A 16,765-nucleotide genomic window follows, 5' to 3' on the forward strand; every position below is an offset into this window, starting at 1 on the left:
AGTATTTCCTTTAATTAACTCTGCTGATATAATGTTAGAATACATAACATCAATCGAGTGGAGTGGGAATAATGATGCAGATTCGTCGAAGCCAGATTTTTGTAGTCGTCCTGTTGCTCCTTGTCAGTGTTTACAGTTTGTTGATAGACATGTTCTGGATTCATAAGCTGGTAATCATCCTGCTTATGGCTTCTCTAGGCTGGGTCCTGCTAAATTTGTCCCGCTACGTTTATCGTAAAGAAGTACTGCTGAAGGAAGCTAATAGTAAGGTGGAGCTGCTTGGCAATGAGATTGTAGTTACTTCGGACCGACTGCATGGTGCACTCGAAGAAATCAGCCGTCATACAGAAAAGCTGCAGCGGACAGCTGATTATTCACATGAATATGAAATGGATTTGCGGATTCGCAGTAACGAAGCTAAAGCTAACATTGAAGGTGCTTATCGGACAATGGGCGGAGTAGCATCCGTTACCACACATATCGAAGAGTTGACGGAGAGACTGGGGTCAAATATGCAATATGCCCGTCAAGGAATGACAACCATGGTAGATTCCTTGAGCATCGCAGATGCTGTGATGAAGGATTTACAGATGCAGAGCGGGGACATGTTAGCTAAGTTTACTATCTTGAGTAATCATATTGCGATGGTAGAAGAGATCAATACGCTTATTAACGGAATTGTGGATGAGACCTCGCTGCTAGCACTTAATGCTTCCATAGAAGCGGCCCGGGCCGGGGAACAGGGCCGCGGATTTGCGGTGGTGGCCAGCCGGATTCGGCAGCTGGCTGATCAAAGCAAGAGCTCGGTCGACCGTTCCTCTGGCATCTTGCTCGACATTAATAACGGAGTACAGCAGGTGCTGGAATCCGTTACGAAAGAGCAAGATTCAGTGGAACGTGGGGTGAACGAGGTCGGCACGGTGAAGCTTCGACTCGATGATATTGCTTCGAGAGTCGATGAGGTAGGCAGCGCAGTAACGGAAACCATCGATGCTGCCGCGAAGCAGGGCAAGCTGATAGTTGAAGTGACGACGGAGCTGAGTGGGGCAGTGGCTATCGTGAATGAGACGATTGCCAATGTGGATCTTACGCTGGAACAGGTGACACGGCAGCGAAGCCAGATCGGGCAGCTGAACGAAGTCAGCGCCAATCTGTTAGCCGAGTCGCAATCGTTGCAGCAGTCGGTTACCGGCATTGCGGGTCGAGAAGAAATCGAGATGAGCCAATATGCAGCCCGGCTTCAAGAAATGCAGAGTCTCTTGGAGACAATTTCAGCTAAAGAAGAACTGTACGACCCAGATACTGAAGTTCATCAAGGTGTTTTGACCTCTTACATTAAAAAAAATCCGGATGTACAAGCCATTTGGTCCAATCGGACGGATGGGACCTTTATCTATTCCGAGCCAGCGGCTGGCCTCTTGAATGCCAAGCGGCGTGATTGGTGGAATGGGGCCATAAATGAAGGTGAATATGTCTCGAAGCCTTATGTATCTGCGATTACGAAGCGTTCTTGTGTTACATTATCCAGAGCGATTAAGAATCGTCAGGGAGATGTCGTTGGTGTAGTAGGTATCGATTTGGCGGTGTAATAAAACCAGAAAAGCAAGCCCTGCTATATTAGGGGCTTGCTTTTTGTTATTTTAGGTAGCGCTGATCTGCAACTGTTTCCACGTCGCCTGCCAGTTCTTTTTAATAACGCGTTGTTCATAAATAGGGAGTAAGCTCGGGTTTTCAGTAAAATGTGGGGTAGGTCGTAATACTACATGAATAACATCGTAAATTCCGTGTGGAGCGACTAGGAGGATTTTCCCTGATGGATCTAGGGAGAGTCCAAGCGCTGTAGCGGTTTCCGGAAACTTGGATATCGCATCAACAGCTGATGTATACGGTGGAAGTTGATTGACGGTATGCATTCTTGCTTCATTTTTAACAGACCAGGGAATAGCAGGATTCAGGCTTCGTAGTCTCGCCTCCCAATCCTTCTCCACCTCCTCTTGAAGATTGCTGTCGTCATAATAAATAACATCAACATCTGGCAAAGGTGTCCGTTCTTCGAAGCCGTGAAGGGTGTCCCAAATTTTTGCACGCACAAAGCCGGCGCAAACCCACCAGTCAGGTAAATGCAGCGATCTAGCATTCTCTAATATATCCATCATCCAGGGATCATTTTGTACAAGCTGTATGATATCTGCCTCATGTTCTAATTTTTGCAAACCGCCCACCTCCGTATATGTATGCTTTTATTCTGTTCCTATCATACAACAAGAGTTTCAATAGAGGTATTAAAGGATAGGCTGAATGGACAGAGGCATGAACTATCTTTATAATAAGTCGACATCTAGTCCTTTGGAGGCGGAGACCGTGCAATATACGTTTACGATATTACTGCAATTATTCGAAAGAGCTGCACTACTGCTGATGTGTCTATTCGTGCTGACTCGTCTGCCGCGGTTTAAAGAGATTTTTCAAAAAGGAACCTACGCCCCGCAGGAGCTTGCCATAGCGACGACGATCTTCAGTTTATTCGCTATCTTTGGTACCTATAGTGGGATTAATGTGGAAGGCTCGCTTGTGAATGTGCGAATTATCGCCATCGTGTCTGGTGGGATTTTGTTCGGGCCATGGGTAGGACTCATAACAGGCATCATCTCAGGGGTTCACCGTTTTCTAATTGATATTGGAGGGGTAACCTCTCTTCCTTGTCTGATTACGAGTATTACCGCAGGGATTGTGTCAGGAGTAATATACCGCCGCACTTCAGGTGAACGTCGCTGGATGGCCGGTATTTTGGCCGGGATGGCCTGTGAAGCCCTGACGATGCTACTCATTCTAGTGATGGCCGAACCGTCGTCGCTGGGTGTGGATATCGTGTCCAAAATTGCTTTTCCGATGATTATGAGCCAGATTAGTGTTGGTCTGATTGTCATGCTAGTGCAGAGTGTGGAAGGTGAAAAGGAACGGATTGCAGCGAAGCAGTCCAAGCTGGCACTGGATATTGCCAATAAGACCTTGCCATATTTTCGCAATATTAATCCCGAGTCGCTTCGTACCATCTGCCAAATTATCAAAGAAGATATCGGTGCAGACGCTGTAGCTATTTCGGATACAAGACTCATTCTCGCTTACGTTGGTGTTGGAGAAGAGGATTATACTACGACCAATGAAATTATAAGCGAAGAAACGAAAGTGACGTTGTCCAGTGGTGAAATTACGATCCGTAACGACGATAGTGATTATGTGAATCCGGAGATTAAATCGCTGATTATTATTCCATTGAAGGAAAAAGGTGAAGTGACGGGAGCGCTCAAAATCTATTACACCAGAGCCCACAAGATCACTTATTCTTTACAAGCTATGGCTGTAGGTTTGTCGCAAATGATCTCTACGCTAATGGAAGTATCGCGGGTTGAGGGCATTAAAGAAATGGCGAACAAAGCGGAGCTAAAGGCGCTGCAGACAAGCATTAACCCACACTTTCTGTTCAATGCGCTGAACGCGATTGCGTCCTCGATTCGGATTAATCCGGATAAGGCGCGTGAGTTGATCGTGAATCTGTCCGGTTATATGAGATACAATCTGGAGCTGACGGATGAATTTATCGACATTAAACGAGAGCTACAGCAGGTCCAGCAATACGTTGAGATTGAAAAGGCGCGCTTCGGAAGCCGTCTTAACGTGCTTTATGATATTGATGAGGTTCAAGTTCGGATTCCGAGTCTGATTATTCAGCCGCTTGTAGAGAATGCGATCATCCATGGCATACTGAAGGTAAGAGGGAAGGGAACGGTAACGATCTCTGTAAAAGATCAAGGCGATCATGTGCGGGTTGGCATTCGGGATACCGGAGCTGGCATCAGCGAAGATACCATAGAGAAGGTCTATGCTGGCGATATGCCGGAGAATAAAATCGGACTATTTAATGTACATCAACGGGTCAAGCTGATCTATGGGACAGGACTTACCATTCAGAGATTGGATAAAGGGACGGACATCTTTTTTGATGTCAAAAAGGAGGGGCTATGAGAGCGATCATCGTAGAGGATGAAGAGCTGGCAAGACAGGAGCTGGCTTATTTAATTGAGACACACAGCGGGATCGATATTGCCGCACAATTTGAAGATGGGCTGGATGCACTCAAATTTTTACAGGTTGAGACGGTAGATGTGATCTTTCTGGACATTAACATTCCCTCGATAGACGGAGTGCTGCTGGCTCAGAATATTAGCAGATTCTCGGTAAAACCTTATATAGTGTTTATTACTGCGTATAAGGAGCATGCCGCTGAGGCATTTGAGATTGAAGCGTTTGACTATATTCTTAAACCCTACAGTGAGGTTCGCATTAAAGCTATGCTGCACAAGCTAGAGGGGGCATTCGTTGCTCGCGGAAGACAGGGGGAAGAGGAACGTAATCCCGTCAGTGATAAGGTGAATCTGTGGAAAAACGAAAAGATTATCGTAGTGAATGCCGACGATATTTATTACGCCTCCGCACAAGAGAAAAGTACGAGCGTAATAACTAAAGGTGAGGAATATAGTATGGCGCTCAGCATCAGCGATTTTTATAATCGCCTGCCGGAGGATCGTTTTTTTCGCTGCCATCGTTCCTATATCGTTAACCTGTCCAAAATCAAGGAAATCATCCCTTGGTTCAACAATACGTACTTGCTGCGTTTGCATGATTTGGAGTTTGAGGTGCCCGTAAGTCGCAGTAAGGTAAAAGAATTCAGGCAGATCATGCGCTTATAAATGCAGTTCATTCTTCATTTGCGTCATTTCATGCCAGATTTCTCTCAACATCCGCTGGTTTAGCTACAATAAAGAGGCGATAGAAGCTCTTGTAGCACATCACGAGAGAGAAAGAAGGAATAGACCATGACTTCGACGAAAGACAACAAAAACGCAAAACGGTGGCTTATCGTATTAGGAACCGTAATTATGCAGATGGGTCTAGGTACCATTTATACATGGAGCTTGTTCAATGCACATCTGGTAACAAAATTCGGATGGGAGCTTAACGCTGTTTCGATTACGTTTTCGATCACGAGCTTTGCACTCGCTTTTGCGACTTTGTTCGCAGGGAAATTGCAGGATCGTTTTGGTCTTCGCCGGTTAACTGCCACCGCAGGGATTGTGCTTGGTCTAGGATTGATTCTTAGCTCTCAGGCGAATTCGCTGCTGATGTTCTATATATTGGCTGGGGTAATCGTTGGTTTTGCAGACGGAACAGCTTATATCACTTCATTATCTAACTTAATTAAATGGTTTCCGAATAATAAAGGCTTAATCTCCGGTGTGTCCGTGGGTGCTTACGGAACGGGGAGCTTGATATTTAAATATATCAATGGTAGTTTGATCGACTCGGTGGGTGTATCTAATACGTTTATGTATTGGGGCATGATTGTTATGGTGATGATTGTAATCGGTTCCTTACTTGTCAGAGAAGCTCCAGTACAAACGGCATCACTGGGTGCAACATCAGCTTCGACTATCGCTAAACCGAAGGACTACACGGTAAAAGAAATGCTACGTACAAAAGAAGCTTATCTGTTATTCATCATTTTCTTTACCGCTTGTATGTGTGGTCTGTATTTGATCGGTATTGTTAAAGACATCGGGGTGCAGCTGGCTGGACTTGATGTACAGACGGCAGCTAATGCCGTAGCGATGATTGCAATTTTTAATACAGCAGGGCGTTTAATCTTGGGTGCCTTGTCTGACAAAATGAGCCGTTTGAAGCTGGTAGGTGCTTCGCTTGCAGTAACGGCAGCCGCTATGCTGACCCTTAGCTATGCGACGCTGAATTTCGGACTGTTCTTCACTTGTGTAGCAGCCATTGCATTCTGTTTCGGGGGTAACATTACAGTGTTCCCGGCGATTGTCAGTGACTTCTTTGGTCTTAAAAATCACAGTAAGAACTATGGAATCGTATATCAAGGTTTCGGTATTGGAGCCCTTTCCGGTTCGTTCATCGCCGTCTTCCTGGGCGGGTTTAAACCTACTTTCGTGATCTTTGGTCTCTTGTGTCTGCTGGCCTGCATCATCGCGATTTCGCTAAAACCGCCAGTGGAGAAAGCGGAAGAGAAGAAGGCGCTTCGGCTCAAAGCTACAGAACGGACGGCTTAAGGATATTTATAAAAGACGTACAACTGACAACAGTTGTACGTTTTTTTATTGGTTAGAAGTGTGTTCAGTACGTGGAGTGTGCCCCCAAAAATACCTGTGGAGTCTAAGAGCTATACAGACTGCATAGCTCTTATTAGCCTCTAAATGTGTATAATTGGAGTGAATTTGAGCAAATGGCTGCATTTGAGTCCGACTGTAGCCGGAAACTGCATATTTTTCTGAAATAAGGTTTCCTCGGTCTGTTAAACATTCTATATCACGCTGGAATTACTTCTGTGCAACAAAGGTTTATACTGATTTGCTCCGATTTTGGTGTACATAGGCACTTTTTTCTAGGCTCAAGTGTTATAGAAGATATAAAGGGTAAGGAGGTGCTTACATCGCCACAGGATTTGTTAGACCCCAAGGAATTGGAAGAGTGCATAGCTAGTGTGCAAAAAGGCAATACCGACCAATATGCTTTTATTGTCCAAGCTTTTCAAATGCCGATCTATCGCTATTGTTATCGTTTGTTAGAGAACAAGCAGGATGCGGAGGACGCAGTTCAGGATATTTTGGTAAAGGGCTATCAATCTATCCATCAATACAAATTGCAAATGCATTACTCGGCATGGCTTTATCGTATCGCGTATCATCATTGTTTAAACCTGCTGCGCAGACGCCGTTTGCAAAAGCGGGTCATGAGTATCTTCAAGCCTGATTTTATGTCTGCAAGTCCTGAACAAGAGCTGGATGATCGGTTGTTTAATCCCTCATTGTCAGCCGCATTAACACAGTTATCGCTGGAAGAGAGGAATATGCTTATTTTGCGGGTCTTTGAAGAGAAGACTTATGCAGAGATAGGCGAAATTCTTGGGGTCAGTCCGAATGCACTGACGAAGAGAATGAACCGGATCAAGCGGAAGGTGCAGGAAGCTATAAAATTGGAGGAGGAGATCAAATGGAACGAACCACAATCAGCGATGAATACCAAGATATAATCTATGCCTCGGCCGGCAATGAACTTCTGGGTAAAATCGATGTAGAAGAGAAGGTCATGGGTCGTATCCATGGCATATCCTCTCGAAAGCGGGCTTTTTCGCTGCGGATGATGAATAAAACAACGGCAATTGCCAGTATGTTAGCATTGTTCCTGCTGATCTCTGTGACAGCCTATGCTGCATCGGAATATATCCAGATCCGCAATAGTGAAGGCGTAGTGAAGGTCCAGCATGTTGCCCCGAATGAATCGGCAGGAGTAGCCTCCTATGATAAATATGCGCAGCAAGCCGATACATTTGCTAAACCGGGTGAGCTGATTGCATATTTGATGAACAACAAAGCAGGTGCAGAAGGCATGGCGACAGAATTGCAATTTAAGTATAAAGAGCAGCGGATAGGCGTATACTCTGATTTCTTAAAGGAAATCAAACGGACAGAGGCACCGATGCTTCCTGCAATGGCATCAGGGTATGCTTTTAAATATGGGGTTATATACCCTAATTATCCGACAACGGATGCAGATAAGAAAAGTTCTCGATACCAGGAGACATTACAAGATCTTACAGCCCAGGTGAACAAAGAGAAGGGGAGCCATAATATATTTATGAAGGCTATTCCATGGTCGGAACCAGGCTGGATCAGTGCAATTTATTCGAAGAATAATGCTTTTATAAGTATCTCTGCCACGATCATGCATGGCGGGAAAGTGTTCGTGGAGCAAGAACCTGAGAATCAAGCGGATAAGATTGTAGTAGCAGGTACGGAGGTTGTTTATAACAAAGTAGTAAAGAAAGAGGTCAGTTACGACTATCTGAATTGGTATAACGAGAAGCAGGATGCGTATTATACGCTCACTAGCTACGGAGATAAGATTTTGACCAAGGAGCAATTTCTTCAGGTGGCTAGTGAGCTGCTGAAGTAGATTCTTGTAGTTTTGTAGTTGCATGCGCTAAGTTAGTTGTACTATATACAATTAAAGTTAACTAATACCTTTATATAAGCTCTGTAGTTGTATTTAATACAGCTATTGATGCTTAGATTAGTGGAAATAAACGTTTTTGCGGATTTTAGTTGTAGAGAATGCAATGAAGGAAGAGGATATGGGAGATCAGAAATAAATAAGTGTACAAAATGCAGTTAGATCATATGCAAGGTAGGTAGCATTGCTGACAGCGCCGGGCTTTCTAAACTAAGGATTCATGATTCACCCTGTACTTATGAAATACTTCATCTCAAAAGTTGATTCAGATATAAAAGAAGGTATCCCTAATGCGAAGCTTTAGGGATACCTTCTTTATATTCTTAAGTCGAAAGATCGATCAGGGTTAGCCTTCCAGCAGCAGTGCTTCTGGATCTTCCAGCAATTCCTTCACTTTAACAAGGAAGCTAACCGCTTCAGAGCCGTCAACGATCCGGTGATCGTAGGAAAGGGCGATGTACATCATTGGGCGGTTAACGGTTCTTTCTTCGTCCAGCGCGATTGGGCGCAATTGAATCTTATGCATCCCTAGAATACCCACTTGAGGGGTATTCAGAATCGGGGTGGATAACAGGGAACCGAATACACCACCGTTTGTGATGGTGAACGTTCCGCCTTGTAGCTCGGAGAGGCTGAGTGTATTGGCGCGTGCTTTGGAAGCGAGATCGCCAATTTGGCGTTCGATTTCCGGGAAGCTTAGGCGATCCGCGTCACGGACAACCGGAACCACCAGACCTTCCTTAGCTGCAACTGCAATGCCGATGTCGTAGAACTTCTTAACGACCAGATCTTCACCGTCGATCTCAGCGTTCAGCAGTGGATAGGTCTTCAGCGCTCCGATCACAGCTTTGGTGAAGAAGGACATGAAGCCTAGTCCAACTTCATGCTTCTCTTTAAACGCATCCTTTCGGCGCTTACGGATGTCGAGGATCGCGGTCATATCCACCTCGTTGAAGGTGGTCAGCATGGCGGCAGTTTGCTGCGCTTCAACTAAGCGGCTGGCAATCGTGAGCCGTCTGCGCGACATGCGCTTGCGCTCCACGTGCTTGCCATCGTCCGGCGCGGCTTTGCTCGCTGCCGGCTTCGCTGGCTCCGGCTTGGCTTGCGCCGCCGGAGCTACCGGTGCAGCGGCCTGTGGCGCTGCTGCACCATGGCCCGACACATCGGCCTGACCAATCCGGCCGATAGGATCACGGGCGCTAACATCGCCGAGGTCGATGCCGCGCTCCCGTGCCAGCTTGCGTGCGCCCGGCGATGCCAGTGCAGCGGGGCTTTCGCCACCCGCTACAGCGACTTCGGGCGCTGCTACAGGTGCGGCTGCTGCGCTGCCGCTTGCCGGTGCCGCTTCAGGCGCTTTGCTCTCAGCGGCCTGCGGTGTACTGCCGCTAGCGGCTCCAATGATGCCGATGGCTTCGCCCACGGCTACGTTCTCGCCCGCTTGACGCAGGATGGAGGAGATGACACCCTCCACCTCCGCACTAATTTCCAAATTGACTTTATCCGTCTCTAACTCAGCAAGCACATCACCTTGACCTACCGTGTCGCCTTCTTTAACCAGCCATTTGTAGATGGTTCCTTCGGATATAGATTCTCCCAGATCGGGTACTAAGATTTCTGACACAGGCCGTTACCTCCCCAAACATAATGGTTTACGCTATTGTGATACCATCCTCTTAAGAGGATGGTACAGCTGTTTGTACTTGTGAATTTGCTTTTAGGGCCTCTGAAACAATTCTACGCTGTTCAAAGCTATGAACATCTGCATAACCACTCGCAGGACTGGAACGTTCAGGACGTCCGATATATCTTACGCTAGTGTTGTTCGGTGCGATGGCGCGTAACCGAGGTTCGGTATAACTCCATCCGCCCATATTCTTCGGCTCTTCTTGCACCCAGACAATTTCCTGAAGGGATGTGAAGGAGCTTAAGTGAGCACTCAGTTCAACTTCTGGGAACGGGTAGAGTTGCTCCAAGCGTAGTACATGTAGCCATGACCAATCTTTGTCTGAAGCAGCCTCTAGCTCTGTTTGGATGTCGATAGCTACTTTACCGCTGCAGACTACTAGACGTTTGACCTCACCTGGTTTCTGGCCTAGCAGGGGCTCTGCTAACACAGGCTGGAATTGTCCGGAGGCGAGCTCAGTACCGGCAGATGTGCTGCGCGAATTACGAATGAGACTCTTCGGCGTCATAATCACCAGTGGTTTAGCGTCTTCCTGTCCACATAAAGCAGCTTGGCGCCGCAAGACATGGAAATATTGAGAAGCGGTGGTCAAGTTGGCAACGGTCCAGTTCTCTTCCGCGGATAACTGCAGGAAGCGTTCTAATCTACCACTGGAATGCTCGGGTCCCTGTCCCTCGTAACCATGCGGTAACATGACGACGAGGTTGCTGCGCTGCGTCCATTTCGCACGTCCGGCGGCAATGAACTGATCAAATATAACCTGACCTGCATTGGCGAAGTCGCCATATTGTGCTTCCCAGATGACGAAAGTTTCTGGTGCGAACACATTATATCCATACTCAAAACCTAGCACAGAAGCTTCAGATAGCGGACTGTTATATACGCCAAAGGAAGCACGGGAATTACTTAGCTGATGAAGCGGAGAGAATAATTCTCCAGTTTTGCTGTCGTGCAGTACTAGATGGCGGTGTGCAAAGGTGCCGCGCTGTGCATCCTGACCGCTAAGTCGAATTGGCGTTCCATCCTTCAGGATGGTAGCGAAGGCGAGAGACTCGGCGAGTGCCCAGTCGACCTTTTCACCCTCATTCAATGCATCCTTGCGACGCTGCAGAATACGTTCCAGTTTCGGATAGACTTGGAATCCATCAGGTACGGTCAGTAGCTCACGATTAATCTCTTGCAGACTGGAGATCGGTACGGCTGTTGTCCCTGCCGCTGAGCGCTCTGTTTGAAGAGGAACGAAGGCTTTTGGTTCTTTTTTCTTGTGATTGCCTTCCTTCATACTATCGTATGCACGTTGCAATACGCCTTCTGTTTCAATGTGCATCTTTTGTACATCTTCAGCTGTAAGGATTTTCTCACGCTGTAGCCGCTCCGCATACACCTTGTAAACGGTTGGATGATTACGCACCTTGCCGTACACGATAGGTTGCGTAGTTTCAGGATCATCCATTTCGTTATGTCCATGACGACGATAACCGATGAGATCAATAACGAAATCCTTTTTGAATTGATTGCGATATGCGCTAGCTAAACGAACAGCTGATATACAGGCATCGGGATCATCAGCGTTGACATGGATAATTGGAATTTCATATCCTTTTGCGATGTCACTCGCATAATGCGTTGAACGGGAGTCTTCACTTTCTGTCGTAAAGCCGATCCGGTTATTAACAATGATATGGATCGTCCCGCCATTCTGATAACCTTGAAGTTTGCCAATATTAAGTGTTTCTGCAACAATTCCTTCACCTGGAAAAGCAGCGTCGCCATGCATTAGCACCGCTATAGCTTTACTGGTATCAATCTTCGGCAATCCGGCTGTGCTCCGATCTTCTTGAGCAGCACGAGTGAAGCCTTCCACGACAGGATTGACGAATTCCAAGTGACTTGGGTTATTCGCTAGTGTTATTCTTGTGCGTACGGTTTCTCCTTCGCGAACAGCGCGGTCTGCACCGAGATGGTATTTCACATCACCCGTCCAGCCATAGTTAATGCCTGTAGAGCCTTCGGAAGGGAAAAGCTCCTTGTTTGGAGAATGATGAAACTCTGAAAATATAATATCATAAGGTTTGCCCAAAATATGTGCAAGAACGTTGAGGCGACCACGATGCGCCATGCCCATCAGAATATGCTCTGCACCGTCATGCGCAGCAGCGCGTACGATTTCATCGAGCATCGGTACGAGAGCGTCATTGCCTTCCAAGCTGAAACGCTTCTGACCCACAAAGGTTTTGTGGAGGAAGGTTTCGAATTGCTCGACTTGGATCAGGCGGTTTAGCAGCTCTTTACGTTCTGTATTATTTAAAGGCGCTGGTGAGCTTGTGGATTCTGCCTGTCTGTTCAACCATTTCAGTTCTTGTTCTTCATGCACATGCCCGAATTCATAGGCGATCGTCTTGGTGTAAGCCTGACGCATACGCTGAACTGCATCCCATCCGGTATGCACATCATTCGGGGCATTCTCCCAAATGAGCGTGGCAGGTAGTGCGATCAGATCCTCACGAGTCAGCTCATAGGTTTCGAGTTCGAGATATTTAGCCATGGGATTGTGATCACGCTCAAGCGGATCAATATCAGCGGCCATATGGCCATATATACGAATATTAGCGATTAGCTTGGAAGCTCTTACTGCCTTTCTAAGCCATTCGGTGTCTCCCGAAATGCGAGGCTGTGGAGCCGGTTCGCTGTCCGGTGTTAGGGGTGGGGGACCCGAATTTGTAAAAAGCTCGCGATAATTATTCTCTACGGTGGATGGATCTTTCACAAACTGTTCATATCTTTCTTGAATGTAGCCTAAATTGGGTCCGTAATACTTACTCCAAATGGATTCGTTATAGGGCTCTTTGGCTGCCATGAATACATCCTCCTTAACGGATGAACTCCATACGTGACATTTTGTGTCAACGCTTACTGGAGCTGTGATGATTGCGGTTTCATTTCTCATCTTATTGTGCTACTTTCCACACGTGTAATCAATTCATTCTTTCGTCCAATACGTTCGCAAAATGGTATGGGTTAGCTTGTTCTAATGAAAAGAACGCTGTTTCTTCTCATTACCCATTCCTAAGGCCCACTAAAATGATTCTAATATCCTTATTTTTAACTAATAGGGAAGGAAGCATCATTATATTGTCTTAATTAATTTTATGAATAGGACGAGTATCGTGTTAATAGGACAAGATATCACAGAAAAGAGCTTCTATTTTTTGTTTTTTAATGGAAAAACTAATCAGAAATCGACACACTTTTCCACTTTAGTATAGTATAATGTTATTGCAGTTAGCGTTTTTCATCCTTTTTGAAGTAGATCCTTTCGTGTAAAGGGTCCAGTAAAAGGTAAACCTGCCGAAAGACAGGGGCACAAAGTCGCGGGTCTAAGGTAGAAATACTATGACAGCCGGATTGCCTGGGGACGTAAAATCTTAGGAGGAGATTTTTTGGACAAGTCCAACCAGGGAAGCAACAGAGAACAGCAGGTTATTGATGTAGACGTAGAGTGGGTACATTTATTATTAGCAGCTAAGAAGGCTGGCATAAAGGCAGATGAAATTCGTCGATTCTTTCAGGAGAAGACTGTGCAAGCCGTGCAGTAATACATTAGAGCGTTATATACCGAAAAAGGGCATGGCGATAAATCGCTGTGCCCTTTTTCTATAAGTTGTACACGATACATGGTTAGAATATAAAACGCCTTCGCCATCCATGTTAGGAGGGCGAAGGCGTTTATGTTTGATAGTATGAGTAGAAGAGGATCTTATTAGATCAGATGAAGGATTAGTCCTTCTGATCCAGGCGCCATTTCTGGTAGTCCAGAAACTCCTTGAATTCGCGTTTGCTTATGCCTGAGGCCATAGCTTCCTGCACCAATCGGAACCATTCCGAATCTAAAGGCGATTCCTCAGCATCATTAGGCTCTCCATAGAGCAAAGCATGGATGGATACCTGAAGCGCATCGGCGATCTTTTCGATAAACTGGATGGAAGGATTGGATTGGATGTTTCTCTCCACATTGCTAAGATACGATTTAGCAACATCCGCTCTGTCCGCAAGCTCAGATAGGGAGAATCCCTTTTCTAGGCGGAGATGCTGGATACGTTGGCCCATATTTTGTGCCACTATGCTGACGCCCCTCCGTATTTTTTGTTATTAGTATAGCAAATATCGATAAATTCGACAAAGTTTATTGTAAAGAGAAGAGCAGCATCTACTTATCCGCTTTCCGGAATAAGAATCTGCTGCTCTTCGAATGGAAGACTTATTAGATTAGTAGTCAGTTCCTTTGCCTTGTTTAGCAAAGAAATCCCAAGTTAGTGTTAATGAATCCTTTTGGAAATAGTTTTGATCTTGGCCATCATCAACAAATTCAAATTGGACTGCGAATGTATCATTAGTACCGGCTTTAATTCCAGCTGCTTCACTGAGTAAAAACTTTCTTTCTACGATATCAGGGGACAAAGCTTTCAAATCGGCTAGTGTTGTTTCATAAACTACTTTATCGGCTTGAAATATATTACTCTTATCAAGATTTGTTAAGAATTTAACTTTAATGGATTTACCTAAATCAACACCGTTGTTGTTACCGCCCACATCATTAACGGAGTAGCTTGTCTTAAGAAGAACAGATCCGATATCGAGGGAACCGTCATTTTTTAATTTGAAGGTTTTAAATACAGTATCACCTGGCTTCAGGTTTGCGATATTTACGATAACAGAAGGGTCGGAGTTCAAATCGAGTGTACCTGCAGCGAATGTAGAAGTGTTTTGTGCAGTGTCACTAAAGTAAGCGAAGGTTCCTCCACCAATCAATGATAAACCCAGTGCTGCAGATGCTACGCCAAGACCCAATGTTTTTTTGATACCCATAATTAAAATTCCTCCTCGGTTTTTGTGGTTTTTTTATAAAATTTATATATTGTAACTTCCGGTTCGTAAGCGGAAGCGGACAATCAACGGATTACTGTATTTCAGTTGGGGGTGGAGAGGTGGGCAGTATAGCAGCATTTTTCTTTTCGAGTGCAGCTACAGCCTTCCATGATGAGTACAGGGCATAGAGCAGGAGCATCAAGCCTGGTACGATCATGAGCACGACACTTCCAGCTTTGGAAACTGCGAAATTCATAGCGTAACCTACGTAAGGTACGGTAACCCCGGTATACTCAGCTACAACATTCGTTGAACTGGTAGGGTTCATATCAGGCGCATCATTGTTATCGCCTTTCGTACGATACATGGCTTCACCAGTAGCGTTGTTCATTGTTGCTTCCACAACACGGTGAGTAATGAGCAGGTTTTCTTCATTTCTAAAGGTGATAACATCGCCTTTTTTGAAGCGATTCATATCTCCTCCGGGTTTTAAAGCGACAATCGATCCGGTGTGAATTCCTGGTTCCATCGAACCTGAGAGTACGGATTTGATCTGGTATCCGAAGAAGGCAGGTTCACCGCCGGAGGCCTTTGATAAAACTACAGCTACCACCAGCAGGATAAAGATGACAAGCATGATGCTCGATAATGTATTGTTGATCATTTTTTTAATCCGCATATTATTCTCCACCTTTGTCTTGTTGAGGGGCCGCAGGAGCTGGTGTTGCTGCCGGTGGGGAAGAGGTTGTATCTTCCGCCTTTGGCGTCTCCTGAGGAACCTTTTGCTGTGGTACATCTTGTGGAATCGTTGGCTCTTCACCAACTCCCGGAACGACTGGGTTAGTGGCTGGGGCTTCAGGTTGTTCTTTATTTATGTTTTCTGGAGCTGCTTCACCTGTCGGTGGAGTCACTTCCGTTTTTGTTTTCTCTTCTGCTTTCGCTTTGTCCTCGGCTTCTTGCTTTTCCTTCTTCTCCAGGGCCAAACGCTCTTCTTCTTTCTTCGCTTGTTCCAGCGCCTCTAATCGGGCTTTCTCAAGGGCTTCCAATTGTTGTTCACGGGCTTGACTGATCAATTGGAGCTGACTCTGAAGATTGCTGATTCCTGAAGTAGCGGATTCTTTAAGGTCATTCATTTCAGTGTTGAGATTCTCATAAGTGGAGGTCAGTTCGCTAGAGATATTGCCGGCCGGCTGACTAAAAGGAATCAGGAAAGGCAACGGCTGCTGAAACGCCTCATTGCGTAACTCGGGTTGTCCATATACATCACTGGTCACTACCGAAGCAAATGGAAGGCCGATGTCGTGTATGGAGTTTAGGTACTGGATAACTCCCTTTAATGAAGCATTTAGAGATTCAGAGATTACCCCACTTTGATTTAGGCTGCTTTGCAGCTCTCTGAAGAATGGTTCATCCTTGATTTCTAGACAGTTTGAATCTAGAGAGGTCATATATCCTCCAATCTGGAATAGGACGGCTGCTGCTGCGTTCAGCTCACCATTGATTTCGTTCCAAATTTGGCTGTTGGTGGCCAGTTGCTCATTCACGCCATTGATTTGAGATTGAAGTGCGGAGATTTGTGTGGAAATCTCTTGCGCTGCGACATCAAGCTCATCCAGCGTCATGCCTTCTATTCCCGAAACGTCTGAGAGACTGCCTGAAGGGGTATAGCTTTGCAGAGATCCTTTTAAAGCAGTAGCTCTTTCGATATGATCTTTGAGTTCTGTTAGAAGCCCCTTGATCGAGTTTGGAAATACTTCGCAAAAGCTAATGGTGCTAGTGGTTTGCGCAGTAGCTCCAAAACCACCATAGGTACTACCCACTTGCTGCGAGGTAGTCAGAAACAAGACGGAGACAGCCATTCCTGATTGCAGAACACGTAATCCGATTTGCTTCTTTCGTTTAGGCCTTCTTTTTGCTGATCTGGGTCTCAGAGGAATACCTCCCCTCAATGTCTTGAGTTTCTTTGGTTCGTTATTATTGTTCTTTATTAAGAACAACTTCTGTAATGAATAATACATGGAATAATTTGAAAAGAAAACTGTCAATAAGTCTCATTTGTACTCTATAAAGAACGATAATGTTAATTTATCTCTATTTATCTCGGTTTATCGCTTGATATCTATTTTTATT

The 16,765-nt window shown here is 45.5% G+C and carries 14 protein-coding genes and 1 riboswitch; of the genes, 7 read left to right on the forward strand and 7 right to left on the reverse strand.

Annotated features, from left to right (window positions below; all coding sequences use genetic code 11):
• Positions 1-71: 71 nt before the first annotated feature.
• Complete coding sequence (locus tag CA600_RS07655; RefSeq protein WP_094869649.1) at positions 72-1,589, forward strand: methyl-accepting chemotaxis protein; 1,518 nt, start codon at positions 72-74, stop codon at positions 1,587-1,589.
• Between the two features lie 51 nt (positions 1,590-1,640).
• Here the strand turns inward: CA600_RS07655 and CA600_RS07660 are convergent, their stop codons facing one another.
• Positions 1,641-2,156: a nucleotidyltransferase family protein gene (locus tag CA600_RS07660; RefSeq protein ID WP_094869707.1), complete on the reverse strand. Its 516-nt coding sequence runs from the start codon at positions 2,154-2,156 to the stop codon at positions 1,641-1,643.
• A 262-nt stretch (positions 2,157-2,418) separates the two neighbouring features.
• Here CA600_RS07660 and CA600_RS07665 point away from each other — a divergent pair, with 262 nt between their 5' ends.
• The 5 genes from CA600_RS07665 to CA600_RS07685 all read left to right on the forward strand — a co-directional run bounded on the left by CA600_RS07665 (position 2,419) and on the right by CA600_RS07685 (position 8,028).
• Complete coding sequence (locus CA600_RS07665; protein WP_306440389.1) at positions 2,419-4,023, forward strand: sensor histidine kinase; 1,605 nt, start codon at positions 2,419-2,421, stop codon at positions 4,021-4,023.
• Positions 4,020-4,748: a LytR/AlgR family response regulator transcription factor gene (locus CA600_RS07670; RefSeq protein WP_094869650.1), complete on the forward strand. Its 729-nt coding sequence runs from the start codon at positions 4,020-4,022 to the stop codon at positions 4,746-4,748. The genes CA600_RS07665 and CA600_RS07670 overlap by 4 nt, the downstream gene beginning before the upstream one ends.
• A gap of 126 nt (positions 4,749-4,874) precedes the next feature.
• Positions 4,875-6,125 (forward strand): L-lactate MFS transporter, encoded by a 1,251-nt coding sequence (locus CA600_RS07675; protein ID WP_094869651.1) that lies wholly within the window; start codon positions 4,875-4,877, stop codon positions 6,123-6,125.
• Positions 6,126-6,496: 371 nt separating this feature from the next.
• On the forward strand, positions 6,497-7,105 hold the full coding sequence (locus CA600_RS07680; RefSeq protein ID WP_094869652.1) for an RNA polymerase sigma factor: 609 nt from the start codon (positions 6,497-6,499) through the stop codon (positions 7,103-7,105).
• On the forward strand, positions 7,066-8,028 hold the full coding sequence (locus CA600_RS07685) for a hypothetical protein (protein WP_094869653.1): 963 nt from the start codon (positions 7,066-7,068) through the stop codon (positions 8,026-8,028). The genes CA600_RS07680 and CA600_RS07685 overlap by 40 nt, the downstream gene beginning before the upstream one ends.
• Positions 8,029-8,431: 403 nt before the next feature.
• Here CA600_RS07685 and odhB read toward each other — a convergent pair whose 3' ends face one another.
• On the reverse strand, positions 8,432-9,706 hold the full coding sequence (gene odhB / locus CA600_RS07690) for a 2-oxoglutarate dehydrogenase complex dihydrolipoyllysine-residue succinyltransferase (protein WP_094869654.1): 1,275 nt from the start codon (positions 9,704-9,706) through the stop codon (positions 8,432-8,434).
• Between the two features lie 52 nt (positions 9,707-9,758).
• The gene (locus CA600_RS07695) at positions 9,759-12,626 is read right to left on the reverse strand and encodes a 2-oxoglutarate dehydrogenase E1 component (protein WP_094869655.1); all 2,868 of its coding nucleotides are present in this window, start codon (positions 12,624-12,626) and stop codon (positions 9,759-9,761) included.
• A 471-nt stretch (positions 12,627-13,097) separates the two neighbouring features.
• Positions 13,098-13,182: riboswitch (cyclic di-GMP riboswitch) on the forward strand.
• Positions 13,183-13,209: 27 nt separating this feature from the next.
• On the opposite strand from CA600_RS07695, the gene CA600_RS07700 reads away from it, so the two are divergent.
• Positions 13,210-13,365, forward strand: a complete 156-nt coding sequence (locus CA600_RS07700) for an anti-repressor SinI family protein (protein WP_143812120.1) — start codon at positions 13,210-13,212, stop codon at positions 13,363-13,365.
• A 181-nt stretch (positions 13,366-13,546) separates the two neighbouring features.
• Here the strand turns inward: CA600_RS07700 and CA600_RS07705 are convergent, their stop codons facing one another.
• The 4 genes from CA600_RS07705 to CA600_RS07720 all read right to left on the reverse strand — a co-directional run bounded on the left by CA600_RS07705 (position 13,547) and on the right by CA600_RS07720 (position 16,584).
• Complete coding sequence (locus tag CA600_RS07705) at positions 13,547-13,876, reverse strand: helix-turn-helix domain-containing protein (RefSeq protein ID WP_256989782.1); 330 nt, start codon at positions 13,874-13,876, stop codon at positions 13,547-13,549.
• A gap of 159 nt (positions 13,877-14,035) precedes the next feature.
• Complete coding sequence (locus CA600_RS07710) at positions 14,036-14,635, reverse strand: TasA family protein (RefSeq protein ID WP_094869657.1); 600 nt, start codon at positions 14,633-14,635, stop codon at positions 14,036-14,038.
• Positions 14,636-14,726: 91 nt separating this feature from the next.
• The gene (gene sipW / locus CA600_RS07715) at positions 14,727-15,314 is read right to left on the reverse strand and encodes a signal peptidase I SipW (RefSeq protein ID WP_094869658.1); all 588 of its coding nucleotides are present in this window, start codon (positions 15,312-15,314) and stop codon (positions 14,727-14,729) included.
• 1 nt (position 15,315) lies between these two features.
• The gene (locus CA600_RS07720) at positions 15,316-16,584 is read right to left on the reverse strand and encodes a hypothetical protein (protein ID WP_179281564.1); all 1,269 of its coding nucleotides are present in this window, start codon (positions 16,582-16,584) and stop codon (positions 15,316-15,318) included.
• Between the last annotated feature and the right edge of the window lie 181 nt (positions 16,585-16,765).

It is taken from the genome of Paenibacillus sp. VTT E-133280, assembly GCF_002264385.1.
GTDB classification, from domain to species: domain Bacteria; phylum Bacillota; class Bacilli; order Paenibacillales; family Paenibacillaceae; genus Paenibacillus_AQ; species Paenibacillus_AQ nitricinens.

Coding starts and splice junctions, on each gene's coding strand:
- CA600_RS07655 (WP_094869649.1), top strand. CDS start 72: ATGATGCAGATTCGTCGAAGCCAGATTTTTGTAGTCGTCCTGTTGCTC.
- CA600_RS07660 (WP_094869707.1), bottom strand. CDS start 2,156: ATGATGGATATATTAGAGAATGCTAGATCGCTGCATTTACCTGACTGG.
- CA600_RS07665 (WP_306440389.1), top strand. CDS start 2,419: ATGTGTCTATTCGTGCTGACTCGTCTGCCGCGGTTTAAAGAGATTTTT.
- CA600_RS07670 (WP_094869650.1), top strand. CDS start 4,020: ATGAGAGCGATCATCGTAGAGGATGAAGAGCTGGCAAGACAGGAGCTG.
- CA600_RS07675 (WP_094869651.1), top strand. CDS start 4,875: ATGACTTCGACGAAAGACAACAAAAACGCAAAACGGTGGCTTATCGTA.
- CA600_RS07685 (WP_094869653.1), top strand. CDS start 7,066: ATGGAACGAACCACAATCAGCGATGAATACCAAGATATAATCTATGCC.
- CA600_RS07695 (WP_094869655.1), bottom strand. CDS start 12,626: ATGGCAGCCAAAGAGCCCTATAACGAATCCATTTGGAGTAAGTATTAC.
- CA600_RS07705 (WP_256989782.1), bottom strand. CDS start 13,876: ATGGGCCAACGTATCCAGCATCTCCGCCTAGAAAAGGGATTCTCCCTA.
- CA600_RS07710 (WP_094869657.1), bottom strand. CDS start 14,635: ATGGGTATCAAAAAAACATTGGGTCTTGGCGTAGCATCTGCAGCACTG.
- sipW (WP_094869658.1), bottom strand. CDS start 15,314: ATGCGGATTAAAAAAATGATCAACAATACATTATCGAGCATCATGCTT.